General features: G+C 35.6%; 28 protein-coding genes and 1 other RNA gene. 26 read left to right on the top strand and 3 right to left on the bottom strand.

Annotation, left to right across the window (positions count from 1 at the left end):
- The first annotated feature begins 155 nt into the window (after positions 1-155).
- From DBR39_RS07130 to DBR39_RS07120, 3 genes are all read left to right on the top strand, one after another.
- Complete coding sequence (locus DBR39_RS07130; RefSeq protein WP_124531759.1) at positions 156-668, top strand: DUF421 domain-containing protein; 513 nt, start codon at positions 156-158, stop codon at positions 666-668.
- A 5-nt stretch (positions 669-673) separates the two neighbouring features.
- Positions 674-1,165 carry a GNAT family N-acetyltransferase gene (locus tag DBR39_RS07125; protein WP_124531757.1) on the top strand — a complete coding sequence of 164 codons (492 nt, stop codon included), beginning with the start codon at positions 674-676 and terminating at the stop codon, positions 1,163-1,165.
- 96 nt (positions 1,166-1,261) lie between these two features.
- Positions 1,262-1,483, top strand: coding sequence for a hypothetical protein (locus tag DBR39_RS07120; RefSeq protein ID WP_185147146.1), 222 nt, complete (start codon positions 1,262-1,264; stop codon positions 1,481-1,483).
- Between the two features lie 34 nt (positions 1,484-1,517).
- On the opposite strand, the gene DBR39_RS07115 is transcribed toward DBR39_RS07120, so the two are convergent.
- Positions 1,518-1,832: a DUF4286 family protein gene (locus DBR39_RS07115; RefSeq protein ID WP_228447784.1), complete on the bottom strand. Its 315-nt coding sequence runs from the start codon at positions 1,830-1,832 to the stop codon at positions 1,518-1,520.
- Positions 1,833-1,981: 149 nt separating this feature from the next.
- On the opposite strand from DBR39_RS07115, the gene gyrA reads away from it, so the two are divergent.
- The 6 genes from gyrA (at position 1,982) to DBR39_RS07085 (ending at position 8,978) form a co-directional block, all read left to right on the top strand.
- Entirely contained in the window at positions 1,982-4,582 is a 2,601-nt protein-coding gene (gyrA, locus tag DBR39_RS07110) for a DNA gyrase subunit A (protein WP_124531751.1), read from the top strand.
- A gap of 28 nt (positions 4,583-4,610) precedes the next feature.
- A complete protein-coding gene (locus DBR39_RS07105) occupies positions 4,611-5,645 on the top strand; it encodes a tetratricopeptide repeat protein (RefSeq protein WP_124531749.1) in 1,035 nt (344 codons plus the stop codon).
- Positions 5,646-5,857: 212 nt separating this feature from the next.
- Positions 5,858-6,694: a 1,4-dihydroxy-2-naphthoyl-CoA synthase gene (locus tag DBR39_RS07100; protein WP_124531747.1), complete on the top strand. Its 837-nt coding sequence runs from the start codon at positions 5,858-5,860 to the stop codon at positions 6,692-6,694.
- A gap of 85 nt (positions 6,695-6,779) precedes the next feature.
- Complete coding sequence (gene menA, locus DBR39_RS07095) at positions 6,780-7,709, top strand: 1,4-dihydroxy-2-naphthoate octaprenyltransferase (RefSeq protein WP_124531745.1); 930 nt, start codon at positions 6,780-6,782, stop codon at positions 7,707-7,709.
- Between the two features lie 17 nt (positions 7,710-7,726).
- Positions 7,727-8,173 carry an SRPBCC family protein gene (locus tag DBR39_RS07090; protein ID WP_124531743.1) on the top strand — a complete coding sequence of 149 codons (447 nt, stop codon included), beginning with the start codon at positions 7,727-7,729 and terminating at the stop codon, positions 8,171-8,173.
- A gap of 118 nt (positions 8,174-8,291) precedes the next feature.
- A complete protein-coding gene (locus DBR39_RS07085; protein ID WP_103234280.1) occupies positions 8,292-8,978 on the top strand; it encodes a metal-dependent hydrolase in 687 nt (228 codons plus the stop codon).
- Positions 8,979-9,095: 117 nt separating this feature from the next.
- On the opposite strand, the gene ffs is transcribed toward DBR39_RS07085, so the two are convergent.
- Positions 9,096-9,193: signal recognition particle sRNA small type (ffs, locus tag DBR39_RS07080), an RNA gene on the bottom strand.
- A gap of 131 nt (positions 9,194-9,324) precedes the next feature.
- Between ffs and DBR39_RS07075 the strand changes: the two genes are divergently transcribed.
- From DBR39_RS07075 to DBR39_RS07005, 16 genes are all read left to right on the top strand, one after another.
- Entirely contained in the window at positions 9,325-9,927 is a 603-nt protein-coding gene (locus DBR39_RS07075; RefSeq protein ID WP_124531741.1) for a DUF4199 domain-containing protein, read from the top strand.
- A gap of 16 nt (positions 9,928-9,943) precedes the next feature.
- Positions 9,944-10,894 carry a glycosyltransferase family 2 protein gene (locus DBR39_RS07070; protein ID WP_103234278.1) on the top strand — a complete coding sequence of 317 codons (951 nt, stop codon included), beginning with the start codon at positions 9,944-9,946 and terminating at the stop codon, positions 10,892-10,894.
- Positions 10,894-11,286 (top strand): hypothetical protein, encoded by a 393-nt coding sequence (locus DBR39_RS07065; RefSeq protein ID WP_124531739.1) that lies wholly within the window; start codon positions 10,894-10,896, stop codon positions 11,284-11,286. Before DBR39_RS07070 ends, DBR39_RS07065 begins: the two co-directional genes overlap by 1 nt.
- 307 nt (positions 11,287-11,593) lie before the next feature.
- Entirely contained in the window at positions 11,594-12,295 is a 702-nt protein-coding gene (locus tag DBR39_RS07060; RefSeq protein ID WP_124531737.1) for a GIN domain-containing protein, read from the top strand.
- A gap of 184 nt (positions 12,296-12,479) precedes the next feature.
- The gene (locus tag DBR39_RS07055) at positions 12,480-12,836 is read left to right on the top strand and encodes a four helix bundle protein (protein WP_124531735.1); all 357 of its coding nucleotides are present in this window, start codon (positions 12,480-12,482) and stop codon (positions 12,834-12,836) included.
- A gap of 204 nt (positions 12,837-13,040) precedes the next feature.
- A complete protein-coding gene (locus DBR39_RS07050; protein ID WP_124531733.1) occupies positions 13,041-14,756 on the top strand; it encodes a phospho-sugar mutase in 1,716 nt (571 codons plus the stop codon).
- A 17-nt stretch (positions 14,757-14,773) separates the two neighbouring features.
- Positions 14,774-15,685 (top strand): hypothetical protein, encoded by a 912-nt coding sequence (locus tag DBR39_RS07045; protein ID WP_124531731.1) that lies wholly within the window; start codon positions 14,774-14,776, stop codon positions 15,683-15,685.
- A 27-nt stretch (positions 15,686-15,712) separates the two neighbouring features.
- Positions 15,713-16,966: a pyridoxal phosphate-dependent aminotransferase gene (locus DBR39_RS07040; protein WP_124531729.1), complete on the top strand. Its 1,254-nt coding sequence runs from the start codon at positions 15,713-15,715 to the stop codon at positions 16,964-16,966.
- A gap of 437 nt (positions 16,967-17,403) precedes the next feature.
- Entirely contained in the window at positions 17,404-17,676 is a 273-nt protein-coding gene (locus tag DBR39_RS07035; RefSeq protein WP_124531727.1) for a hypothetical protein, read from the top strand.
- 21 nt (positions 17,677-17,697) lie between these two features.
- Complete coding sequence (locus DBR39_RS07030) at positions 17,698-18,483, top strand: GLPGLI family protein (protein ID WP_124531725.1); 786 nt, start codon at positions 17,698-17,700, stop codon at positions 18,481-18,483.
- 109 nt (positions 18,484-18,592) lie between these two features.
- Positions 18,593-18,739, top strand: coding sequence for a hypothetical protein (locus DBR39_RS24195; protein ID WP_185147145.1), 147 nt, complete (start codon positions 18,593-18,595; stop codon positions 18,737-18,739).
- A 414-nt stretch (positions 18,740-19,153) separates the two neighbouring features.
- Positions 19,154-20,140 carry a phosphatase PAP2 family protein gene (locus DBR39_RS07025; protein ID WP_103234485.1) on the top strand — a complete coding sequence of 329 codons (987 nt, stop codon included), beginning with the start codon at positions 19,154-19,156 and terminating at the stop codon, positions 20,138-20,140.
- Positions 20,141-20,281: 141 nt separating this feature from the next.
- Entirely contained in the window at positions 20,282-21,004 is a 723-nt protein-coding gene (kdsB, locus tag DBR39_RS07020; RefSeq protein ID WP_124531723.1) for a 3-deoxy-manno-octulosonate cytidylyltransferase, read from the top strand.
- A gap of 101 nt (positions 21,005-21,105) precedes the next feature.
- Positions 21,106-21,768 carry a histidine kinase gene (locus DBR39_RS07015; protein ID WP_124531721.1) on the top strand — a complete coding sequence of 221 codons (663 nt, stop codon included), beginning with the start codon at positions 21,106-21,108 and terminating at the stop codon, positions 21,766-21,768.
- A 35-nt stretch (positions 21,769-21,803) separates the two neighbouring features.
- The gene (locus tag DBR39_RS07010) at positions 21,804-22,379 is read left to right on the top strand and encodes a glutathione peroxidase (RefSeq protein ID WP_103232275.1); all 576 of its coding nucleotides are present in this window, start codon (positions 21,804-21,806) and stop codon (positions 22,377-22,379) included.
- Positions 22,380-22,454: 75 nt separating this feature from the next.
- Complete coding sequence (locus tag DBR39_RS07005) at positions 22,455-22,970, top strand: VOC family protein (protein ID WP_317127284.1); 516 nt, start codon at positions 22,455-22,457, stop codon at positions 22,968-22,970.
- A 97-nt stretch (positions 22,971-23,067) separates the two neighbouring features.
- On the opposite strand, the gene DBR39_RS07000 is transcribed toward DBR39_RS07005, so the two are convergent.
- On the bottom strand, positions 23,068-23,724 hold the full coding sequence (locus DBR39_RS07000; RefSeq protein WP_124531719.1) for an NAD(P)H-binding protein: 657 nt from the start codon (positions 23,722-23,724) through the stop codon (positions 23,068-23,070).
- Positions 23,725-23,852: 128 nt separating this feature from the next.
- Between DBR39_RS07000 and DBR39_RS06995 the strand changes: the two genes are divergently transcribed.
- Positions 23,853-24,206, top strand: coding sequence for an MmcQ/YjbR family DNA-binding protein (locus DBR39_RS06995; protein ID WP_103232277.1), 354 nt, complete (start codon positions 23,853-23,855; stop codon positions 24,204-24,206).
- Positions 24,207-24,252 lie beyond the last annotated feature (46 nt).

Here is a 24,252-nt window from a genome sequence, read left to right as displayed (position 1 = left end):
TACCAATAGAAATACAATTTATTTTACCTTTAGATACCATAAATTCTCAATAATTAATTGGCAGTCAGTAACCAATCAACGCCCGTAAATACATTTTCCGCCAACACATCAATACAATAGCAAAAAATCAATACATTTGAGTAGATATAAAAATTGTGGATCCTATACTTAACGTTGCAGTTCGTTCCCTCTGCGTTTACCTTTTCATGGTAATCGCTATTCGTTTATTTGGTAAAAATCAGCTCTCTCAGCTCAATGCAGGAGATGTTGTATTGTTGCTGTTGATCTCAAATGCTGTTCAGAATGCCATGGTGGGTCCCGATACATCACTGCAGGGCGGTATTATTGCGGCACTTGTTTTGTTTGCTGCTAATTTTATTTTAAAAAGGCTGATGTTTTCAAGCCGTTCTTTTCAGACTTTTATGGAAGATGAGCCCATCATTCTTATCAGGGATGGAGTTGCAGATCAGGCAGCTCTGAACCGGGTAAAGATTACTGAAAGTGAACTGGAAGAAGCCATAAGAGAACATGGGATTGAAAAGATCAGCAATGTAAAACTGTCTGTTCTGGAAGTTGACGGGAACATCAGTGTGGTTTCTGAAGACGAGAAAAGCAAGCAGACCCATTATGCGAGAATCAAAAGAAAAATGAAAAGAAAATACCATTAAATACGATGAATTACGAATTAAGAGAAATGCTTCCCGGTGACGAAGCCAGAGTGCTGGAGATTTTCCGCCAGGGAATAGATGGTGGAATTGCCACTTTGGAAACAGAAGTTCCTTCAGCTGAAGCCTGGAGTATGGAATATTTCAACGACTGCCGATGGGTTTTGGAAAATGAAAATAATGAAGTGGTGGGATGGTGTGCTTTAAAACCTGTGAGCAAAAGAGAGTGTTTTAAAGGAGTTGCAGAAGTAAGCATTTATTTTGATAAAGAATACCAAGGCAAGGGATTGGGTTCTGTGCTGCTTAAAAAGATAATTTTGGACAGCGAGGATCACGGATTCTGGACATTACAGACCAATCTCTTCTCCGAAAATGAAATGGCAATCAAATCTCATGAGAAAAATGGTTTCAGAACCGTAGGAGTCCGCAAAAAAATAGGAAAACTCAATGGTGAATGGAAAGATCTTGTCATGATGGAAAAGAGAAGCGAGATTATTTAGAAGAAAATTGAAAATTAACCCTTGATCTATTTTCAGCTTTGAACCTTGGCATCAACCTTGTTATATTTCACTATCGAAATTGAAAAAGCGGAAATAATGAAAAGTATGTTTAAAATTGCTGGGGTAGGTATCGTTCTGCTAATGCTGTTATCGTGCGTGGTGAGTGAGCCTTATGGAAGAAGAATGCCACCCGGACATGCAAAAAGGTATTATGGGGGAAGTGCAAGATATTATGCACCTGGCCATGTAAAGAAAGTATATATTTATGAAGATCGCGGTCATCATCACAGAGGCCGGGGTCATGGACATCACAGATAAAAAATAAAGCACTGATTTTTTCAGTGCTTCTTTTTTATAATCTCGTTTTCTTTGGATTTAGGAACGTATTGAAGATCATAACCTCCTGTCCAAATTTTTTATCAATGATTTCAGAAATGTTTAAAAGTTCACTTTTAATGAAATCTTCCCTCAGTCCATTATTATCAAATATTAATAAAAGATTGTAATTCTTACCATCTTCAATAAAATCACTGTGTACCTCAGAAAGGATATATTTGTCTACATCCATCAGGTTTTCTGTCATTAAAACCAGTGTTTCATCAATATAATTTTCCCATTCTTCTAGGTTATCTTTCGTACAGTGGAAAGTTATACTTAATACGCTCATATTTTTATGAATTTTTAAGATTTTTTGGATAAATTCTACAGCAAAAATCGGCATTTTTTTCGTAAATTAGCCCGTTAATAAAAATCGGAAATAAATAATTTTCAGACTTACAGCTAAAGGTCTGACTATCATTATAATAAAATTTGTTTATGCAAAAAGAAGGAGAAAGACTGATTCCTATCAACATTGTTGATGAAATGAAGTCGTCTTATATCGATTATTCGATGTCCGTTATCGTTTCAAGAGCGTTACCGGATGTAAGAGACGGCTTGAAACCTGTTCATAGAAGAGTACTTTATGGTATGTATGGACTAGGGGTGTTTTCTAATAGAAAATATTTAAAATCTGCGAGAATTGTTGGGGATGTTTTGGGTAAATATCACCCGCACGGAGATTCCTCTGTTTATGATGCAATGGTAAGGATGGCCCAGAACTGGAGCTTACGTTATCCTCAGGTAGACGGGCAGGGTAACTTCGGTTCAATGGATGGTGACCCGCCTGCAGCAATGCGTTATACTGAAGCAAGATTGAAAAAAATCTCTGATGAGATTCTTTCAGACCTAGACAAAGAAACGGTAGATTTCCAGAATAACTTTGACGACAGTTTACAGGAACCAACAGTAATGCCTACTAAAGTTCCGAACCTTTTGGTGAACGGTACTTCAGGTATTGCAGTAGGGATGGCAACCAATATGGCGCCACACAACTTGTCAGAATCTATAGATGCAATCTGCGCTTATATCGATAATAAAGAAATTACGATCGATGAATTGATGCAGCATATTATTGCTCCGGATTTCCCTACAGGGGGGATCATCTATGGATATGATGGGGTAAGAGATGCATTCCATACAGGGAGAGGTAGAGTTGTTTTAAGAGCTAAAGTTAACTTTGACGAAATCGGAAACAGAAACGCTATTATCGTTACTGAAATCCCTTATCAGGTGAACAAAGCTGAAATGATTGCCAGAACAGCAGAACTTGTTAAAGATGAGAAAATCCCTGGTATCTATGAGATCAGAGATGAATCGGACAGAAATGGACTTCGCGTTGTATATGAATTGAAAAATGACGCCATCCCGAATGTTGTTCTTAACCTATTATATAAATATACAGCGCTTCAGACATCTTTCAGTGTGAACAATATTGCACTGGTACACGGAAGACCAGAGCAGCTGAACCTTAAAGATATCATTCATCACTTTGTAGAGCACAGACATGAGGTCATCGTAAGAAGAACGAAGTATGAGCTTAAAAAAGCGAAAGAAAGAGCCCATATCCTTGAAGGGTTCATGAAGGTGATTGGAACGCAGGATTCTTTAGATAGAGCAATTTCTATTATCCGTCACAGTGCAAATCCTCAGGCTGCAAAAGAAGGCTTAATTGAGGCGTTTGAACTTTCTGACATCCAGGCTCAGGCGATTCTTGATCTTAGATTGGCTCGTTTGACAGGAATGGAGCTTGATAAGATCCGTGATGAATACGATGCAATCATGAGTGAGATTGCCAATTTGGAAGATATCTTAGCGAATGAGCCAAGAAGATTCCAGATCATCAAAGAAGAATTGGTCGAAATCAAAGAAAAATACGGAGACGAAAGAAGAACTGAAATTGATTATTCAGGAGGAGAAATGTCTATCGAAGATATTATCCCGAACGAATCTGTAGTTCTTACAATCTCTCACGCAGGATATGTTAAGAGAACTTCACTTTCAGAATATAAAATCCAAAGTAGAGGTGGTGTAGGAAATAAAGCGGCAACAACAAGAGATTCTGATTTCCTTGAATATATTGTTTCTGCAACCAACCACCAGTATATGTTATTCTTTACAGAAAAAGGAAGATGTTACTGGCTAAGAGTATTTGAAATTCCTGAAGGCTCCAGAACAGCAAAAGGAAGAGCAGTACAAAACCTTATCAACATAGAACCGGATGATAAGATTAAAGCATATATCAGAACCAACAACCTGAAGGACTCAGAATATGTAAATCAAATGAGTGTGGTGATGGTTACCAAAAATGGTACAATCAAGAAAACTTCATTAGAAGCATATTCAAGACCAAGGGTAAATGGTGTAAATGCAATTGAAATCAGAGATAATGACCAGTTATTAGGAGCTTACCTTACCAATGGAACATCTCAGATCATGATCGCTACTAAAAATGGTAAATGTATCCGTTTCCCTGAAGAAAAAGTAAGAGAAGTAGGTAGAGGATCTATCGGGGTAAGAGGTATTGCGATGGAAGACAATGACGAAGCTATTGGTATGATTGTTGTGAACGATGTGGAGAACGAAACAGTACTTGTAGTATCTGAAAAAGGATACGGAAAAAGAACTGCAGTAGAAGACTACAGAATTACCAACAGAGGAGGAAAAGGAGTTATTACCCTGAACATTACCGAAAAAACAGGAAATCTTATTGCGATTCAAAACGTAACAGATGAAGACGGATTGATGATTATCAACAAATCCGGTGTTGCCATCAGAATGGGAATGGACGAAATGAGAGTAATGGGTAGAAATACTCAGGGAGTAAAAATGATCAATCTTAAGAAAAATGACGAAATTGCAGCTATTGCAAAAGTAGCAATGGATAAAGATGTAGAGGAAGATTCTGAAGAGATTGAAGGAGCTGAAGAAACAGAAGAAGGAATAGGATCGCTATTTGATAACCAGGAAAACAATGAGGAACCTCAGGCTGAAAATGAAAATCAGACAGAGGAAAATGAGAATGATTCTGAAGAATAAATTGTACAATTAATATAAAATAGTTATTATGAAGAAACTAATTTTAGGAATGGCTATCGTAGCGTCAGCTTTTGCTTTCGGACAGAAAAAAGATGCCGCTGCTTTGAATGCCCAGCTTCAGGAAGCTAATAAGGTTGCTATGGATGCATACAATGCGAAAAACTATGCAGCTGCAGCGCCTAAGTTTATAGAAGTTTATGACTTATTGAAGTCTAGTGGTCAGGACAATAAAATATACATGTATTATGCAGGACTGAGTCATGCGTTAGCTAACAACAGTGATCAATCCATCAAAATATATACAGACCTTGTTAATTCTGGATTTACAGGAGTAGAAACTACTTATACTGCAAAAGAAAAGAAAACCGGCAATGTAATACCTTTAGATAAAGCGACTTGGGAGCTTATGAAGAAGAATGCTGATTATTCTGATTTCAAAACAGAACAGTCAAAAAGTATAGAACCGGATTTATATGAAACTTTGGCTTCATTACTTCTTAATGCAAAGAAAGGGCCTGAAGCTCTTGCTGTTATCGAAAAAGGGTTGGTAAAATTCCCAAACAGTGCTAAACTAAAAGAAGCGCAGACTACAGCATATCTTCAGTCAGGAAACACGGATAAATTTGTTTCAGGATTGAAGGAACAGTTGGCTAAGAATCCAAATGATCCAACAAACTGGTATAACCTTGGAGTAATGCAGGCTAAAAATCCAGCTACTGCGAATGATGCTGTAGCATCTTTCAAAAAAGCAATCGAGCTTAAGCCTGATTTTTCTGATGCGTATCAAAACTTAGTGTACACTACTATTGGTGATGATTCTAAAGTAGTAGGAGAGATCAATGCATTGAGAAAAGACAAGCCGGATGAAGCTTCCAAATTGATCGACGCAAGAAGAGAAAGATTTGGTAAAGCATTACCATATGCTGAAGGATGGTATAAAGCAAATCCAAAGAGCATTGATGCGGTTTCTGCATTAAAAGAAATTTATGTAGTAACTAAAAACATTGAAAAAGTTAAAGAAATGAAAGCTAAAGAAGCTGAACTGAGTGCAGCTGCAAAGTAATCATTGATAACTCAATAATAAAAAGCCGGAACAGTAAGTGTTCCGGCTTTTATTTTTTAAAGCAATAATATCACTCTGAAACTACCTTTTTACTCAATATCTATACCTTGAAATTAGCCATTCAAAATTTCTCTTCCTTATTGAAATGATGGGTGAATTTCACCTTTAGAATTTCTCTGTAATTCCGTATCTTTGAGAAAAATTTTTATAAGATGATCGAGTGGAAAACCGCCAAGGAATACGAAGATATTACCTATAAAAAATCTAACGGAGTAGCAAGAATTGCTTTCAACAGACCGGAAGTACGCAACGCTTTCAGACCCAAAACAACTTCAGAATTATACGATGCTTTTTACGATGCCTATGAAGATTCTTCAATAGGAGTGGTATTGCTTTCAGGAGAAGGACCAAGCCCCAAAGATGGGGGATGGGCATTTTGTAGTGGAGGAGACCAGAAAGCAAGAGGACATCAGGGATACGTAGGAGAAGACGGAAGACACCGTTTGAATATTCTTGAAGTTCAGCGTCTTATCCGTTTCATGCCGAAAGTGGTTATTGCAGTTGTTCCGGGATGGGCAGTTGGTGGAGGACACTCACTTCATGTTGTATGTGACTTGACTTTGGCAAGTGAAGAACATGCTATTTTTAAGCAGACAGATGCTGATGTTACAAGTTTCGATGGAGGGTACGGTTCGGCTTATCTTGCTAAAATGGTAGGTCAGAAAAAAGCCCGTGAAATTTTCTTTTTAGGAAGAAACTATTCGGCTAAAGAAGCTTTCGAAATGGGAATGGTGAACAAAGTAGTTCCTCATGCAGAATTAGAAGATACAGCGTACGAATGGGCTCAGGAAATATTGGCTAAATCTCCAACTTCTATCAGAATGCTGAAGTTTGCCATGAACCTTACAGACGATGGGATGGTAGGGCAGCAGGTTTTTGCAGGAGAAGCAACCCGTTTGGCGTATATGACAGAAGAAGCTCAGGAAGGAAGAAACGCATTTCTTGAAAAAAGAAAGCCCAACTTCGGAGAAGATCAATGGATATCTTAAAAAAGAAATTAGAGGTTAGAAGCTAGATATTAGACAGAATGGTCTTACTAACTTCTAACTTCTACTATCTAACATCTAAAATAATATGACTGATTGGATAAAAGCCGCAAGGCTAAGAACTTTACCGCTTTCACTAAGCGGAATTATTATGGGAGCTTTCATTGCAAAATGGAGACTTTACGGAGAAGGAGGAACCTGGGATTGGAAGATTTTTGCGCTCGCCCTTTTGGTAACACTTCTATACCAGATTTTATCAAATTATGCCAATGATTACGGCGACGGAATAAAAGGTACCGATGCCAAAAGAATCAATGAAGCGGAAGCAAGAGCGGTAGCATCAGGAAAAATTACAGCAAAACAGATGAAAAATGCAGTGATTCTTTTCTCAGCTTTATCTTTCATTGCGACCATTGCTTTATTGTATGTTGCTTTCATTCCAAACTATATGAATGAATTCTATATCTTCATAGGATTAGGAGTGGCAAGTATTCTGGCAGCTATTGGATATACAGTAGGTAAAAAACCTTATGGATACATGGGATTGGGAGATATCTTCGTATTTATCTTCTTTGGACTTGTTTCTGTATGTGGAAGCTACTTCCTGTTTACAAAAACTTTCAGCTGGGATATGTTATTACCCGGAACAGCAGTAGGAATGATGAGTATGGCTGTTCTGAACCTTAACAATATGAGAGATATTGAAAGTGATAAATTATCAGGAAAAAATAGCTTTGCATTGAGAATTGGATTCAGAAATGCAATGATCTATGAAATGGTTCTGTTACAGCTTCCTTTATTACTGATCCTTGTATTTCTAGGAATAAATGGATTTATGCAGGAACAAAATTATTATGTGTTCATCGTAATGATCCTGTTGATCCCATTATCGAAACTAAGAAGAAAGATTTTATCGGTAAAAGAACCGAAAGAATTAGATCAGTATTTAAAGCAGGTAGGGATCATGACGTTTGTAATGGCAATCCTTACAGCAGCCGGACTGAATTTATTTAACTAAATCTAAAATATTACACCATGAGTTCTACGATCTATGTTGAAGCTCAAATGCTTATCAGAAAACCGATTGAAGATGTTTTTGAAGCATTTATCAATCCTGAAGTAACCACTAATTTCTGGTTTACAAAATCTACCGGGAAATTAGAGGAAGGCAAGACCGTTACCTGGGAATGGGAAATGTACGGAGTAAAAAATGCCGTAAAAGTACATCAGATTATTCCTAATCAGCTGATAAAAACAGAATGGGGAGAGCCTTCAACAAACGTAGATTATGAATTTAAAACCATGGAGAAGGGGACTCTTGTTGTGATTAAAAGCTACGGATTCAGCCAGACTGGCGAAGATCTGTTAAAAGTAATTAACGACAATACAGGTGGTTTTACGACTGTTTTAGATGGTTGCAAAGCCTATCTGGAACATGGGATTAATCTCAGACTGATTGAGGATAAATTCCCATCGAAATAATAAATTAAAGAAAACACAGATGGCACGAATGCTTTCACAAATGTCACTACTCTCATTGTGCTATTTGTGAAATTATTTGAGTCATTTGTGTTTAATAATAATTGAAACTAAATTTAAAATGAAAATACAATTCTTAGGGCAAAATTGTTTCTTGTTTACATACAAAGACAAGACTATTTTGAGTGACCCTTTCTACAATTACAAAAAAGCGGAATCAGGGTTTGATATTTCCGCGCAAAAAATCGATTATATTCTGTTGACTCACGCACATGGTGATCATATTGCAGATGTAGGAGAAGTATTGCAGCATTATCCGGAAGCTACCATCATTGGAGTTCCTGAAGTATGCGCGTATTTCACGCAGGCTAAAAATAGAGACGATGTGAACTTAGGAGGGTCGGCAAAAATCGACGATCTTAAAATTTCCATGGTTCCGGCTCACCATACAAGTTCTTTCCCGGATGGAAGCTATGGAGGCGTTCCTGTAGGATATATTTTCAGATTACCTGAAGGTAAGAATATCTATTTGGCAGGAGATACAGGAGTAATGGCAGATATGGAGCTTTTCCCAAGACTATACGGAAATCTGGACCTATCTATACTTCCCATCGGAAGCCACTACACAATGTGCCCTAGAAAAGCTTCTTTTGCAGCAGCAGAGCTGTTGAAAACACCGAAAGTAATCGGCTGTCACTTTGATACTTTCCCTGCAATTGAAATCAACCACGAAAGTGCATTAAAGCATTTTGCAGATAAAAATGTAGAACTTGTTTTACCAAAACTAGGCGAGACGTTCGAATTTTAATCAATAAAGAGATCGGAAGTAATCTGAAAATTAGAAAAATGAAAATGATGCGTAAGGTATTAAAAACAAAAAAAGATAATTATCAAATTACCTCTCTTCTCACTTTAAACCAAAAAAAAATGGCAAGCTACCTAAATCACACCGCTACGACCAATTACCTTTGCTGTGTTCCCACCCTGGAGGATTCTCAGGAGCTGGTTGTTTAGGACTTGCCGTTGCAAAGGTAGGAATATTTTATAAACTTCAAAACTTTATTAGAAAAAATTAGTCGAAAAAATGCAGTGGTAAAGCTAAACCCTTGACATTTAGAGAGAAAATTTTTCAACTTTTTTCTAAAAATTTAAACATGACGAAAAGTCCATCAACACTAGGAATTATACTTTTTATCGCTACAATGATCGTTTTCTTTGTAGTGTATACATTTTTTTCAGGAATCAATTATTTTGATATCTCTTTGAAAGCCAATGCTTTTGTGCTGCCTCTTTTGTATGCAGGTGCTGCTTTCTGGTCTGTAAAATCACATTGGAACAACCATAGAGTGGTAAAATTCAAAGATGCTTTCAAAAGAGCATTTGTTCCGATGTTTGTCGGAGGAATTCTTTCCATCTTCAGTATTTATGCTTTTTTAAACTTTGTAGATCCGGCTGCAAAAAAGCTCTTGAACTATCAATACGTTCAAAGGCAAAAATCAGAATTGGATACAGAATATACTTCTGCAAGAAAAATTATGAAGCATCAGAAAGATATTGATGAGCTGGATCAGAAGTACAAAGAAAGAGTACAAAGCTTCACTCCTGAGGCGGTTAAAGGAAAAGATATGCTTACCGCAAGCCATTTTTCAGGATATTTTGCAGCAATTCTTATATTTTACGTAGTTTTGTCGGTGTTTTTCGGAGCATTTTTCAGAACAAGAACGATACATCAGCCCGAAGAAACAAATCAAGAATAATTTTTATTAAAATTAAATGAATTTATCTATAGTTATTCCGTTACTGAACGAAGAAGACTCTCTGGAAGAGCTTTTTTCAAGAATTGATAAAGTATGCACAACCAGCAATTTATCTTATGAAATCTGGTTTGTAGACGATGGTAGTACGGATTTGTCGTGGAGCATTATTGAGAATATGAAAGTACAGCATCCTCAGATCCACGCTATTAAATTTTCCAGAAATTATGGAAAATCACAGGCGCTTCATGCAGCCTTTGAAAGAACAAACGGTGATGTAGTCATTACCATGGATGCCGATTTACAGGATTTCCCTGAAGAAATTCCGGAACTGTATAATATGGTGATTCATGATAATTATGATATCGTTTCCGGTTGGAAAAAGAAGCGTTTTGATAATGTAATGACGAAAAATATTCCGTCAAAACTATTCAATGCAGCAGCGAGAAAGGTTTCAGGAGTTTATCTTCATGATTTCAACTGTGGTTTGAAAGCTTACAAAAGACAGGTTGTAAAATCTGTTGATGTATACGGAGATATGCACCGCTATATTCCGGTATTGGCTGCCAATGCAGGTTTCAGAAGAATTACTGAAAAAGAAGTACAGCACCAGGCAAGACCTTACGGAACTTCAAAATTTGGAACCGAAAGATTTGTCAGAGGGTTCCTGGACTTGATAACCCTTTGGTTTGTAAGTCGTTTCGGGGGAAGGCCAATGCATTTCTTCGGAGCAGTAGGAACCTTAATGTTTATTGTCGGTTTTCTTTCAGCACTTTGGTTAGGTATTTCCAAACTGATTGATGTTGCCAGAGGAGTATACGGACATTTAATAACCAATAATCCTTGGTTCTATATCGCCTTAACAATGATGATTATGGGAAGTCTTCTGTTTGTAGCAGGATTCTTAGGAGAAATGATTATCAGAACAAACCGCGAGCACAAGAATTATAATATTGATGAAGTGATATAATGGAAGAAAAATTGCCCAAAATTTATTCTAAAAAAGCTATTTTAGGATTTTCTATTTTTCTTTCAACTCTTTTCGGAGGGGTTTTGTTATACCAAAATCTAATGGAGGTTAACAAAAAGAAAGAAGCGTATACTGTGTTGGCAATTTCTATTCTACTAACAATTGTTACTGCAATTATTGTAAATATTCCAGATAATCCTAAAAGTTCACTTGCTTATTTGTGTGGTCTTGGAGGAGGGTGTTTGCTTTCATATTATTTTATGCCAAAATATTTTCCGGATGAAGAAAAATATCCTCAGAAAGCAATATGGAAACCTTTAGTTATTGCTGTGGTTATAGTTGCAATTCTTTTGTTTTCAGTAATTTATACTGCTTCAATTGAAAATAGCTAAAACAAAAAAGCGATACTTGTTTCAATCATTATAGTTTAATAATGAAATAGAATAAAAAGCACTCTGGCAGCAGAGTGCTTTTTTGTATTCTTGAACATATCAGATAAAAAGAAATAGTCTTTTCCTGAAAAGCCAAAAATTGAAAATTATCAGGTATTTTATTGTCAAAAGACAAAGATTTTTAGAAATTTTAATCCTATTTTTGTTCAACATAATATTGAAAGTTCTGTGAGAGACGTGAAAAAAACTTTCTAAGAATTTCAATAAATATCGTTGCAATTGTAATAAAGAATATTTAAAATTACATATGAAAAAAGTTTTATACACATTGATGCTGGTGGCAGTAGTTTCCTGTGGAAAAGTTTCTCCAAAAGGAAATATTGAAAAGAAAGATGTGGATGTATCAGAATTCGTAAACCTTGATCTGGAAGGGAAATTTCGTGTTTTCTATGCCAGAGGACCTAAGAATTTTGTTGAAATAGAAACCTATCCAAATGTGGCGAGCAATCTGGATGTTGATGTAAAAGACAAAACACTTTTTATTAAAGAAAAAAGAGGAACAAAGGGAGTTGATTTCTATAATGTGACCATTTATTCAAAATATAACCTGGAAAAAGTAGCGGTTGCAGACTCTGTAGAAGTGAATATTTCTAGCGAAATTAAAACCGATAATTTCAGGCTTACGATGAAAAATAATGCAAGTTTCATGGGGTCTGTCAACACCAGAAGAGCAGAATTGGAAATGCACAACAGAAGCCGGGCCAACTTCCTGGGACTATCCAAAGATGCTGTTATAAAAATCTCAGATACAGCAAGTTTAATTGCTCCTTACTGGAAAATTACCAACCTGAATATCGATTCTAAAAACGGGAATTATGCAGAGGTAAATGTAAAAGATTCTTTGAAAGGACATGTTCAGAACACTGCAAAATTTATCTATTATAACGATCCAATCAGAGCGTTCAAAATTGATAAGACAACGAAAGTTGAGAATAAGAAATTACAATAACTTTGGCTGGAAGTCTGGAGCTGGAGGATGGGAGAAATATTAGTTTTTCATACCTCTTGTTTTCAAAATTAGAAATTTGCTTCCAACAAAATTGATAAATAAAATAAAAATAAAGCCGGGATTTTGAAGCCAAGTATGATATAACTTTCAGCCTCCAGCTTCCCTCTTCCAACCTAAGAAAAATATGAGTTTTAAATTTGAGAAATTGATTATCTGGCAGAAATCTATGGAATTTGGAGAAATTATTTTTAATTTATCCCAACATTTTCCAAAGAATGAAACCTTTAATCTTACCTCTCAGATAAGAAGAGCATCAGACTCTATTGCTCTTAATATTTCTGAAGGATGTATTTTGCAGTCAAAATTAGAATTTAAAAAATTTTTAGGATATTCAATTCGTTCTTTGGCAGAAACAGTAACTTGTTTATATAAAGCAAAAAACAGAAAATATATTACGGAAGAAAAATTTAGTGAAATATATAATGAAAGCTATAGCTTAATGAATCAAATTATTGCTTTCAGAAATCAAATAAAAGAGTAATTTGGCTGGAAGTCTGGAGCTGGAGGATGGGAGAAATATTAGTTTTTCATACCTTTTGTTTTCAAAATTAGAAATTTGCTTCCAACAAAATTGATAAAATAAAATAATATAAAAATAAAATAAAGCCGGAATTTTGAAACTAGGCACGATATAACTTCCAGCCTCCAGCTTCCTTCTTCCAGCTTAAAAAACTTAGACATAAATATGAATACACTAGAAAAAGCGAAACTTTGGTTAAGTGATACCTTCGATAAAGAAACGAGAGATGCTGTACAGACATTGATCGACAGCAATTCCCCTGATCTGGAAGATTCTTTCTACAGAGAGCTGGAATTCGGGACAGGAGGAATGCGTGGAATAATGGGAGTAGGAACCAACCGCTTGAATAAATATACATTAGGACAGGCTACACAAGGATTGGCGAACTATATGCTGCAGCAGTTCAAAGGAGAAGAAATCAAAGTAGCTATTGCTTATGATGTTCGTCACAACTCAAAAGAATTTGGGAAACTGGTAGCGGATGTTTTGACAGCCAATGGAATCAAAGTATTGCTTTTCAAAGATCACAGACCAACTCCGGAATTGTCTTTCACAGTTCGTGATAAAAAATGTAACGGAGGAATTGTATTAACGGCTTCTCACAACCCGCCGGAATACAACGGTTATAAAGTATATTGGAATGACGGGGCACAAATTGTTCCGCCTAATGATGAAGCGATTATCAATGAAGTATATTCTGTAAAATTTGAAGAAATTAAATTCAACGGAAATGATGATCTGATCGAATGGATCGGAGAGGAGCAGGATGATGTTTATATCGATGCTTGTCTTGAAAACTCTACGTATCAGAATGTTGGAAAAGAAAATTTAAATATTGTTTTCACATCCATCCACGGTACAACCTATACTACCATTCCGAAAGCGTTGGAAAAAGCAGGATTCAAAAAAGTAGATCTTGTAAGAGAGCAGATGATCCCAAGCGGAAATTTCCCAACAGTAGACTCTCCAAATCCGGAAGAGCCTGCAGCATTGGAAATGGCAATGGATCTGGCAAGAATTACCAATGCCGATATCGTGATCGGAACAGACCCGGATGGGGACAGATTGGGTATTGCGGTAAGAAATCTTGATGGCGAAATGCAGCTCTTGAACGGTAACCAAACCAATACCATCCTTACTTACTACATTCTGAACGAATGGAGAAAGCAGGGAAGAATTACAGGAAAAGAATTTATCGGCTCTACGATCGTAACTTCAGATATTTTCTTTGATATTGCACAGAAGTTCGGCGTAGAATGTAAAGCAGGTCTTACCGGATTCAAATGGATTGGAAAAATGATCCGCGAAGCAGAAGGAACACAGAAATTTGTGTGTGGTGGTGAGGAGAGTTTCGGATTTATGACCGGAGATTTTGTTCGTGATAAAGACTCTTGTGGAAGTATCCTTTTAGCTTGCGAAATTGCAGCTTGGTGCAAAGCCAACGGAAGAACAATGTATCAGTATATGATCGAGATCTATGAAGACCTTGGAATGTATTATGAAGGATTGATAAACATTGTAAGAAAAGGAAAAGAAGGCGCTGAAGAAATTCAGGAAATGATGAAAAACTTCCGTGAGAATCCACCAAAAGAATTGGCAGGTTCATTAGTAGAAGAAGTGAAGGATTTCAAAGAACAGACAAGTCTTACCATTTCTACAAATGAGAAAAAAGTAATGAACGATATTCCGAAGTCTAACGTATTGATCTATTACACTCAGGATGGAACGAAAGTATGCGTAAGACCTTCCGGAACAGAGCCAAAAATTAAGTTTTATGTTTCAGTGAAGGATTCCATTACTTCAGAAGCAGATTTCAGAGATAAATTAAAATCATTGGAAGCTAAAATCGGAGCCGTTAAAACAGATTTGAAACTGGATTAATTCTTTGAAAAAAGCAGATGATTAAAAAAATAATAGCAGTTTGCTTGTTATCTGCAGCTGTAGTTTCCTGTAAAAAGGAAGCTGCAGTTTCGGAAGTAAAACCGGTAAACAATTCGATTGCTCAAACAGAATTCAAAGAAGATCTGTACAAGCCCATAGACACAGCTTGTTCATCCACCAGCAAAACGGAGGATTATATTACATCTCTTCAATGGTACCGTACCAAAATCGACAAAGAGATGGCTGGAAACAGTCCGGAACAGAATGACAAAGTATACGAGGATTATATAAAAATAAGAAGCAAGTATACAGAATGTCTGATGAACCTGCATAGCAATGTTTTGGATAAATATGTGAATTATTATAATTATGATAAGGATCAGTACAATCTTCCGGACAATGTTAAAAAAATTGCTTCAGAACTGAAAAAAGCAGGTCTTGAATTTAGGGAAGTAGGGGAAGGAATGACCGAAATATGGACCATTCCGGGATATTATTCTTCTATTTTTAAAAATAAAGTGACTCCGGATTATGAAGCCTATATTTCAAAGACCGACAAGGAAAGTGAAACCAATTATGCCGCGGATGCAGGATTGATAATTTCCTGGGAACAGCTGGGAGACAGGCTTATGTTCTGGGAAAATTTTATGAATAAATATCCTAAGAGCAAGCTGATAAAAACAGTAAAACAGGACTATAACTACTATTTGTCCGATTATCTTTTAGGGATGGATAATACCCCCACTTACGAAAGAGAGCAGGACAATAGAACCGGAAAACTAAACGATGAAAACAGAGCGGAATTCAACAGGATAATCAAGAAATATCCGAATTCCAATACCGCAAAAAAAGCAAAAGAAGTAATCTCCCTTTTTGATGCACAAACGCCGGTAGATCAAATAGATGAGAGAATTAATGGAGAACGATAATAATAGTAAATTTTAAATAAGAAAAAAGTGAAAGTTTCAAAATTAGCAGCGAACCTGATCGGTTCTGAAATTGTAAAAATTGGTAACGAAGTAAATGATCTAAAAGCAAAGGGAGCAGAAATTGCCAATCTTACTATTGGTGATCTGAATTCTAATATCTATCCTATTCCGGCATTGCTGAAGGAAGAGATTCAGAAAGCATATCAGAATAATCTGACGAACTATCCTCCTGCAAACGGACTTTTATCTTTAAGAAAAGAAGTTTCCAAAGACCTTAAAAAAAGATGGAACCTGGACTATTCTCCTGAAGATATCCTGATTACTGCAGGATCAAGACCATTGATCTATGCTGTATACAAAACCATCGTAGACGAAGGAGATAAAGTGATATATCCTACACCATCATGGAATAACAATCACTATGCTTACCTTACTTCAGCCAACGCTGTAGAAGTAAAAACAAAACCAGAAACCAATTTCCTTCCCACTGCAGATGATTTGAGACCTCATTTAGATGGAGCAGTTCTGTTAGCATTATGTTCACCATTGAACCCTACAGGAACAATGTTTACAAAAGAACAGCTTTCAGAGATCTGCGAACTGGTAATCGCTGAAAACAAAAAAAGAGGAGAAGATGAAAAGCCGTTATACCTTATGTATGACCAGATCTATTCTAACCTTACTTTTGGTGCTGAGCATGTAGATCCCGTATCACTTTTTCCTGAATTGAAAGACTATACGATCTATATCGATGGTATTTCTAAATGCCTTGCTGCAACTGGAGTACGTGTAGGTTGGGGATTCGGTCCTTCTCATATCCTTGATAAAATGAAGGCACTTCTTACCCACGTTGGAGCTTGGGCACCAAAACCAGAACAGGAAGCAACGGCTAAGTTCTATGAAAACCCAGAAAATGTAGATATTTTCGTTGACGATTTTAAAGCTAAGCTTGAAGAAAGCTTAAAAGTTCTTCACAACGGAGTTCAGGATTTAAGAGGAAAAGGACTTTCGGTAGACAGTATTGAGCCGATGGGAGCACTTTATCTTACCATCAAATTAGACTATATCGGAAAAACAAAACCAGACGGAGGAGTTATTGAAAACTCTTCAGATCTTGTATTCTACCTGATCAATGAAGCAGGAGTGGCTCTAGTACCATTCTCAGCCTTCGGAGAAGACAAATCTGAACCTTGGTTCCGTGCTTCTGTAGGTGGATTGGCTGTTGATGAGATCAAAGTAATGCTTCCGAAACTGGAAAGCGCTTTGAACAATTTAAAGTAATCTTTACATAAAATAAATGCTTCGACTCTGTTCGGCATGACATTGTTAAAACAAACCAATCGTATTAGCCGTGTCACGCTGAGCGGAGTTGAAGCTTTTTTTCATTAAATTATCATCACGAAAATCAAAAGTGCACAATTTTCAAAACCAAATGCCCCGAAAATGCCTTTACAATTACAACAATAATATAACGGTATCCACTTAGAGATCTTTTTTAATTTAATGACGTTCTAAACCAAGTTTAAACACTCCTGAAAAAATCTTTTATTATAACCTTACTGATTACTGTAAATGAAAATAAATCATTATTTATAGCTATGTAAAAGTAAATCATATCGAGCGATTTAACATAAAAAATAAATCCTTTATCGTTTGATTTATTTTTATATTTTCAAGTTGATTTTTAAATTAATAACTAATCATTAAAAAAAACAATTATGAAAAAAATGATTTTATTAGGAACAATTTGTGTTGCAGGATTAGTAAGTGCAAAGAGCACCGAAGTTAAAACAGAAACTAAAGAAGTAAAGGCTACTTTTGCTTCAATGTATTACTACCATCCAATTACCCTTACATCATCTTGTGGATATACACAAACTGTTGAAGTCGGTCCAAACGATGCACCTGATTGTTTTTTGACCGACATGCAACAAATGGAGGATGAATGTTCTGCTCCTTTTACTAACCCTATTATGGCAGGAATGTGGTAATTGAATAAATTAAACTTTACGATGCGTAAATACTTTTTAATAATATTACTACTTTCTTTTACTTATTTGTTTTCCCAAGAAAAAAGTAATAAGTCGATTTCAGAACTCGAAGTTCAATATGAATATTCTTTTGTTAGGGACACAACAGACACGGACCCAAATCATCGGTTTAAAGAGCTTATGCTTTTAGATTTTAATTCCAAGTCTTCGATATTTTTTAGTCAACAATATGCAGCTGCAAGAGAAGCGGTAAAAAAAGCAACTGTTGCTGCTCAAACATCAAGTAACGTTGAAATTAAAGCTGCTGAACTACCAAAATATAAAGTGGGATATTCTGTATATAGGGAAGATTCTAAAATTTATTTTACATCTAATATAAATCGTGACTTCTTTACATTTGAAAACACTTATTTGAATTGGGATACTAACTATAAAGACGTAAAAACTATTCTTGGATATAAGTGTAATAAGGCTACTACAAAATTCGGTAATAGAGTTTTTACAGCTTGGTACACTAAAGATATTCCAATTTCTGAAGGACCATATAGATTTAAAGGTCTGACTGGTTTAATTTTAGAAGTTAGCGATGAAAATAAATATCATTCATTTAAAGCGGTTGGAATTGTAAAAAAAGCTGTTGAAATTGAACCTTTACAGAAAGGAATTCCGGTAACAAAGGAACAGTATATTAAAAAGAGAGAAGAATTTAAAAATAATCCGTATCCACAAAGTAAAACTCTTACAAAGGAAAGAAGAGATCAAATGATTGAGGCTTTTAAAAAAGATAATAATTCAATCGAAAACTAAAATGTGAAGCTGTCCAAAAGGACAGCTTCATTCTTTTATATCGCAAAATCAATCAGCTTTATTTTAGTCATTTTTTATCAGTCCACTTCCAGGATTTTACCCTTATTACATGCCGGATAGAGTTGTATTACAGTTTAAAATTAAAGACAATGTAGGAAGTATTTTAACCCAAGAAAGAATAAAACGGTATTCTGATAAAACCCCCAAAATTGATACATTTGATTTTGACTCTCCAGCTGTAGGCGAGATGGAATAGGAGGTGCTATACTTTCTGTTATTGTATGGATTGTATTTTCTATTGTACTGATATTCCTTTTATATTTTCTTGGACTATTCTTTTGGTCATCCGTCTTATTTTTGGCAGCTATGTTGTATCGGATTTTTTTCCGGGCTTTGAGATTGGTATTTAAAAACTCAGGAAAATGTAAAGGAAACATAGTAAAAAGCCTTGGATTCGGATTTTTATATTCTTCATTATATGTTTTTTTGATTTATGGAATTATTCTTTTGATCAAGTATGTTAACTAAACAACCCATCAGATTACAGTATTTCATGTAAAAAAATTAAATAAATATTAAAAATTAAATAAATATTTTGTTCTAAACTCAGCTAGGAACTAACTTTGGGCTTTTACACACACCTAAATATAATAAAGTCGAAAATTACACGATGAAAAAACTGAGATTTCTACTCTTACCAGTTTCAATACTGGTATGCTCACAAGAGGTTGATACACTGAAGGTAAAAGAACCACCAAAGGAAGTTGATTTACCAAAAGTACAGACCTACACCTTAAAAGACGGTTCTGTCAGAACTTACCCCAAACCCAAATTATTTGATTTTGTAACCAAATTACCCAGAAACTTTATCAATACAAATAAAGATTTCGTAGCCAAAGATCATGCTTATTACCTGGGAGGAGCCGTTGCAAGTACTTTGATTCTTCTGCCATTTGACCAAAAACTAATTGATAATTCAAGAGAGTTGGGAGAAAGATGGGGAATGGATAAGGATAATAACTACAACAAAGTGGCTGGCGTCTTTAAAATTCCTAAAGATATCGGATCTACCCTATACCTGATTGGTAATGGTTCCACACTAGTCTTGCTGGGAATTGGTTTTGGAACCTATGGTTTGATCAAAAATGACTATAGAGCACAAGCTACAGCCAGTGGCTTGATGGAAAGTTTAATTCTTTCCGGAGTTTTCACTCAAACTATTAAAAGAATTACCGGAAGAGAAAGCCCTTTTATTGCAGAGATCAACGGTAATAAAGGAGGAGCCTGGAATCCCTTTCCAAGTTTTTCAGAATTTGGGAAGAATACCTCAAATTATGATGCAATGCCATCCGGGCACTTAACGACATTTATGGCGGGTATCACGGTAATTGCAGACAATTACCCGGATGCAGTATGGATAAAACCGGTAGGGTATACATTAGCAGGAGCTTTATGCTTTCAGATGATGCAAAGTAAAGTTCACTGGGCTTCAGATTACCCATTAGCCTTATTAATGGGGTATTTTATTGGTAAAACCATATCAAAAAGCAGATATACTTCATCAGAAGGAACGATAGGAAAAACAAAATATAATCTCAACTTTACAGCATCCCGCCAATGGGAATATAATATGGTAGGGGTAAAACTCTCTTTCTAAACTGCTGAAATCTCTGTTTTGTAGAGTAAATAAGATACTTTTCACTACATTTGATCTCAATATAAAAAGATCATTACAGCTTTTATAAAGACTGGAATGAAACCTATTGAATTAAAGAGAATTACTTAATATTTTTATTGAATGAAAATAATCGCTGTTATTCCTGCACGTTACGAAGCAAGCCGTTTTCCGGGAAAACTAATGCAGATTTTAGGAGAAAAAACCGTTATCACCACCACTTATCAGAATGTAGTGGAAACAGGACTGTTTGATGAGGTTTTTGTGGCAACAGACTCAGAAATTATTTTTGATGAAATCGTAAAAAACGGGGGAAAAGCTGTAATGACAGGACAGCATGAGACAGGAAGCGACCGTATTGCTGAAGCAGTACAGAATATAGACTGCGATATCGTGATCAATGTTCAGGGAGATGAGCCTTTCCTTAAACTGGAACCTTTACATCAACTGATTGAAGTTTTTAAGCATGATGAGCAACAGGAAATTTCCTTAGCTTCTTTAAAAATACAGCTGCATGAAAAAGAAGAGATTGAAAACCCTAATAATGTAAAAGTGATTACTGATAACAATGGTTTTGCTCTGTATTTCAGCCGTTCTGCAATTCCTTTTCATAGAGAAGTTTCCTATGATGTAAGCTATTTTAAACATATTGGAGTCTATGCTTTTAGAAAAGAAGCACTGCTGCAGTTTTCAAAATTGGAAATGAAACCATTGGAAATTTCCGAAAAAATAGAATGCATCCGCTATCTTGAATATGGAATGAAAATCAAAATGATAGAAACCAATTTCGTAGGAGTAGGCATCGATACACCGGAAGATCTTGAAAAAGCCAGAAAGTTGATTTAAAAGAATGCTGAAGGTCAAAAAGCCAATTCGCTGATTGTGCCCTTCACCTTTTTTGCAATTTTACATAAATCCCCCTATATTTGAATTTATAAATAAAATTAATGAAGAAGTTACTATTAGTATTTGGACTGATATTTTCGCACTTGACATTCGCGCAGACCGCAAAGGAAATTATAGACAAAAACATTGAATTATCCGGAGGGTTAACCAATTGGAAATTGTTGAATTCGGTTCTGCTTCAGGGAAAAGTGGTATTGGGAATCAAAGATGAATATCCAATAAGAATTTTTCAGCAGCGTCCAAATCTTACCAAAACATTGATTACTACCGGAGGAAAAGAAAATGCAATTGAAGGTTTTGACGGAACCAAAGGGTATGCAATGAACTATGCCGCCAATAAACTTCAGGAATATCCTGAATATGTGCCGGAAAGCTTTGATAATGACTTCATAGACTGGGAAAATAAAGGATTTGATGCCAAATACCTTGGAAAAGAAAAAGTAGGAGAGATCTACTGCCATAAAGTAGAACTTACCAAGAATGTCAATAAGAATATGTATTATTTTGATACAAAAACTTATATGCTGATAAAAGAAGTGAAAAAAGATGAAACGCTGGTATATTCCGATTTTAAAAAAGTAGGAAACTTTACAATGCCTTTCAGAATTGAATCTTCAAGTACAAAAAAAGACGGAGACTATGTGATGTTGCTAAACAGAGTAGACATCAACAAAGTTTTCCCGGCTAATATTTTTAAGTTTTAGTTCAACTGCAGCCTGGCTGTACAAAACGAAAAAAAATGAAGAAAATTTTTTTACTGCTGCTTTCTTCTATCGCATTCCTGCAAAGCTGCACCAATCAAAAAAGTGAAATTTCTAAAGCCAAAACCAACGAACTTATGGGAAAAACAATATATGACTTCAACGTAGAAAGTCTTGACGGTAAAGAAATCAATTTTGCTGATTTCAAAGGGAAAAAAATCTTGATTGTCAATACCGCTTCAGAATGTGGATTTACCTCTCAGTATGCAGATCTTGAGAAAGTATATGAGGAACATAAAGATAAATTGGTCGTAGTAGGTTTCCCTGCCAATAATTTTGGAGGACAGGAACCCGGAACCAACACTGAAATTGGAGCTTTCTGTCAGAAAAATTACGGAGTGACATTCCCTTTGGCAGCTAAAGTTTCTGTAAAAGGAGATGATACAGCACCGATTTTTAAATATTTAACAGAACAGGAATTAAATGGAGTAAAGAATACAACTATTCTTTGGAACTTCACCAAATTCCTGGTTGATGAAAACGGAAAGCTGATCGATTCTTTTGTAAGTACTACAAAGCCTACGGATGAGGCAATTACAAAATATCTGAAATAAAGATAAAAAAGTATATTTTTACAAGTGGGTGTTTACATCCACTTTTTTTATTGTAAAACCAATACATGATTCTTTATGAAAAAAATAATTTTTACCCTTTGTGTCCTGGCTTCCTTTATGTTAGGATTTGCTTTTAAAGCCGTTACAGGAAATAAGTCTGATGAAACGAAAAGAGTAACCGGTATTGGCGGAATCTTTTTCAAATGTAAAGATCCTAAAAAAATGAGAGATTGGTACGGAAGTCATCTAGGCCTTAATACCAACGAATATGGAGCTGTTTTTGAATGGTATCAGGGAGCTGATAATTCTAAAAAAGGATTTAGCCAATGGAGTCCTTTCAGTGAAAAAACAAAATACTTCCAGCCTTCTGAAAAAGATTTCATGATTAATTATCGGGTGGAAAATCTTGAAAAACTAGTTGAACAGCTAAAAAAAGAAGAGGTAACGATTGTTGATAAGATCGAGACTTATGAATACGGAAAATTCATCCATATTATGGATATTGAAGGTAACAAAATAGAACTTTGGGAACCTAATGATATCGAATATGAAAAATTAGGGCAAAAAATGAATAGTAAAACCACGAAGTAATTTGTTAATAGGTGGCAGGTAGCAGGATTTAGGGTTTAGGGAAATTAATAAGAAGGTTTTCAGTTTTAACACCAACCTCGTACCTCGAATCTTTTAACTATTCATTGGTTTTCTCAGCAAAACAAAAGATATTGCCCAGTTTTATACTGGAGTAGCCATTGCTTTTTATTTTTGAAGATTTAATCATTGCTTTTGCCAGAATATTGGTTGGCAGAGGTTTTTGGCTTTCCAGGAGCCCAAGTTTATTCGCAAATTTTATAATACGGCTTCCCAATACTTCTCCGGTTCTTTCCGAATTATTCCTTTCAAGCATTCCTGGCTTGAAAATGGTTATTTTATTGAAATGCAGCTGCTTTACAGCTTCTTCCAGTTCGCCTTTCATTTTGGAATAGAAAATTTTTGATTGTGGGTTCGCTCCATAAGCGGATACCAGAATATAATCTTCCACATCATTTTCTTTGGCGGCCTTTGCAAATTCATATTGATAATTGAAATCTACTTTCTTCTGGGCATCCTTGCTCCCGGCATCCTTTAGAGTAGTTCCCAGACAAGAAAAGGCAACATCTCCCTTCACCATATCTTTCCATTCATCGGGTTTTTCAAAATTTACAATATGAATATTTAGCTTATCGTTTTGAATATCAACGGGTTTTCTAACGAAAATATCCACTTCATCAAACTCTTTGTCATTCAATAGCTGATTGACCAAATCTTTTCCCGTAGCGCCTGTAGCACCTATTACCAAAGCTTTCATAATAATTGTGATTTTGTGAGATTATTTCTTTCTTAAATTTACTAAATTTGAATTAAAGATTGAAAGATTATATCAAATAACATTTACAATCATTCTTAATTATTGATCACTCATTACTCATAATTTACATGGATGCCAACGAAATTTTAGATTACTGTCTTGCCAAAAAAGGAGTTACGGAAAGTTTTCCTTTTGATAATGAAACACTTGTAATGAAAGTGGATACAAAAATGTTTCTATTAATGGGGCTTGAAAGACAGCCTTTAGCGGTTAATGTAAAAACAGATCCCGAGTGGAGCGCTGAGCTTCGTGAGCAATATCCGCAGATCACAGGTGCCTATCATATGAATAAAACCCATTGGAATTCTGTAACAGTAGACGGATTGAAAAGAGATTTGATCTTTAAACTTATTGACCAGTCCTATGATTTGGTTTTCAAATCCCTTACAAAAAAGGCTCAGAACGAAGTGAATTCTTTATAAAATATAAAAAAGATTGAGGTACGGAATTTGTTATCTAATATCAGTG

Source organism: Chryseobacterium sp. KBW03, from assembly GCF_003852415.1.
Classification (GTDB): domain Bacteria; phylum Bacteroidota; class Bacteroidia; order Flavobacteriales; family Weeksellaceae; genus Chryseobacterium; species Chryseobacterium viscerum.
This window is presented reverse-complemented; position numbering and strand designations above follow the sequence as displayed.

What these genes read in the sequence shown, in the direction of transcription:
- DBR39_RS07070 (WP_103234278.1), top strand. Translation starts at nt 9,944, where the DNA reads ATGAATTTATCTATAGTTATTCCGTTACTGAACGAAGAAGACTCTCTG.
- DBR39_RS07030 (WP_124531725.1), top strand. Translation starts at nt 17,698, where the DNA reads ATGCGTAAATACTTTTTAATAATATTACTACTTTCTTTTACTTATTTG.
- DBR39_RS07105 (WP_124531749.1), top strand. Translation starts at nt 4,611, where the DNA reads ATGAAGAAACTAATTTTAGGAATGGCTATCGTAGCGTCAGCTTTTGCT.
- DBR39_RS07050 (WP_124531733.1), top strand. Translation starts at nt 13,041, where the DNA reads ATGAATACACTAGAAAAAGCGAAACTTTGGTTAAGTGATACCTTCGAT.
- DBR39_RS07015 (WP_124531721.1), top strand. Translation starts at nt 21,106, where the DNA reads ATGAAGAAGTTACTATTAGTATTTGGACTGATATTTTCGCACTTGACA.
- DBR39_RS07025 (WP_103234485.1), top strand. Translation starts at nt 19,154, where the DNA reads ATGAAAAAACTGAGATTTCTACTCTTACCAGTTTCAATACTGGTATGC.
- DBR39_RS07060 (WP_124531737.1), top strand. Translation starts at nt 11,594, where the DNA reads ATGAAAAAAGTTTTATACACATTGATGCTGGTGGCAGTAGTTTCCTGT.
- DBR39_RS24195 (WP_185147145.1), top strand. Translation starts at nt 18,593, where the DNA reads ATGCCGGATAGAGTTGTATTACAGTTTAAAATTAAAGACAATGTAGGA.
- DBR39_RS07120 (WP_185147146.1), top strand. Translation starts at nt 1,262, where the DNA reads ATGAAAAGTATGTTTAAAATTGCTGGGGTAGGTATCGTTCTGCTAATG.
- DBR39_RS07100 (WP_124531747.1), top strand. Translation starts at nt 5,858, where the DNA reads ATGATCGAGTGGAAAACCGCCAAGGAATACGAAGATATTACCTATAAA.
- DBR39_RS07065 (WP_124531739.1), top strand. Translation starts at nt 10,894, where the DNA reads ATGGAAGAAAAATTGCCCAAAATTTATTCTAAAAAAGCTATTTTAGGA.
- DBR39_RS07085 (WP_103234280.1), top strand. Translation starts at nt 8,292, where the DNA reads ATGAAAATACAATTCTTAGGGCAAAATTGTTTCTTGTTTACATACAAA.
- DBR39_RS07090 (WP_124531743.1), top strand. Translation starts at nt 7,727, where the DNA reads ATGAGTTCTACGATCTATGTTGAAGCTCAAATGCTTATCAGAAAACCG.
- gyrA (WP_124531751.1), top strand. Translation starts at nt 1,982, where the DNA reads ATGCAAAAAGAAGGAGAAAGACTGATTCCTATCAACATTGTTGATGAA.
- DBR39_RS07045 (WP_124531731.1), top strand. Translation starts at nt 14,774, where the DNA reads ATGATTAAAAAAATAATAGCAGTTTGCTTGTTATCTGCAGCTGTAGTT.
- DBR39_RS07115 (WP_228447784.1), bottom strand. Translation starts at nt 1,832, where the DNA reads ATGAGCGTATTAAGTATAACTTTCCACTGTACGAAAGATAACCTAGAA.
- DBR39_RS07000 (WP_124531719.1), bottom strand. Translation starts at nt 23,724, where the DNA reads ATGAAAGCTTTGGTAATAGGTGCTACAGGCGCTACGGGAAAAGATTTG.
- DBR39_RS07010 (WP_103232275.1), top strand. Translation starts at nt 21,804, where the DNA reads ATGAAGAAAATTTTTTTACTGCTGCTTTCTTCTATCGCATTCCTGCAA.
- DBR39_RS06995 (WP_103232277.1), top strand. Translation starts at nt 23,853, where the DNA reads ATGGATGCCAACGAAATTTTAGATTACTGTCTTGCCAAAAAAGGAGTT.
- kdsB (WP_124531723.1), top strand. Translation starts at nt 20,282, where the DNA reads ATGAAAATAATCGCTGTTATTCCTGCACGTTACGAAGCAAGCCGTTTT.
- DBR39_RS07075 (WP_124531741.1), top strand. Translation starts at nt 9,325, where the DNA reads ATGACGAAAAGTCCATCAACACTAGGAATTATACTTTTTATCGCTACA.
- DBR39_RS07035 (WP_124531727.1), top strand. Translation starts at nt 17,404, where the DNA reads ATGAAAAAAATGATTTTATTAGGAACAATTTGTGTTGCAGGATTAGTA.
- DBR39_RS07125 (WP_124531757.1), top strand. Translation starts at nt 674, where the DNA reads ATGAATTACGAATTAAGAGAAATGCTTCCCGGTGACGAAGCCAGAGTG.
- DBR39_RS07005 (WP_317127284.1), top strand. Translation starts at nt 22,455, where the DNA reads ATGAAAAAAATAATTTTTACCCTTTGTGTCCTGGCTTCCTTTATGTTA.
- menA (WP_124531745.1), top strand. Translation starts at nt 6,780, where the DNA reads ATGACTGATTGGATAAAAGCCGCAAGGCTAAGAACTTTACCGCTTTCA.
- DBR39_RS07055 (WP_124531735.1), top strand. Translation starts at nt 12,480, where the DNA reads ATGAGTTTTAAATTTGAGAAATTGATTATCTGGCAGAAATCTATGGAA.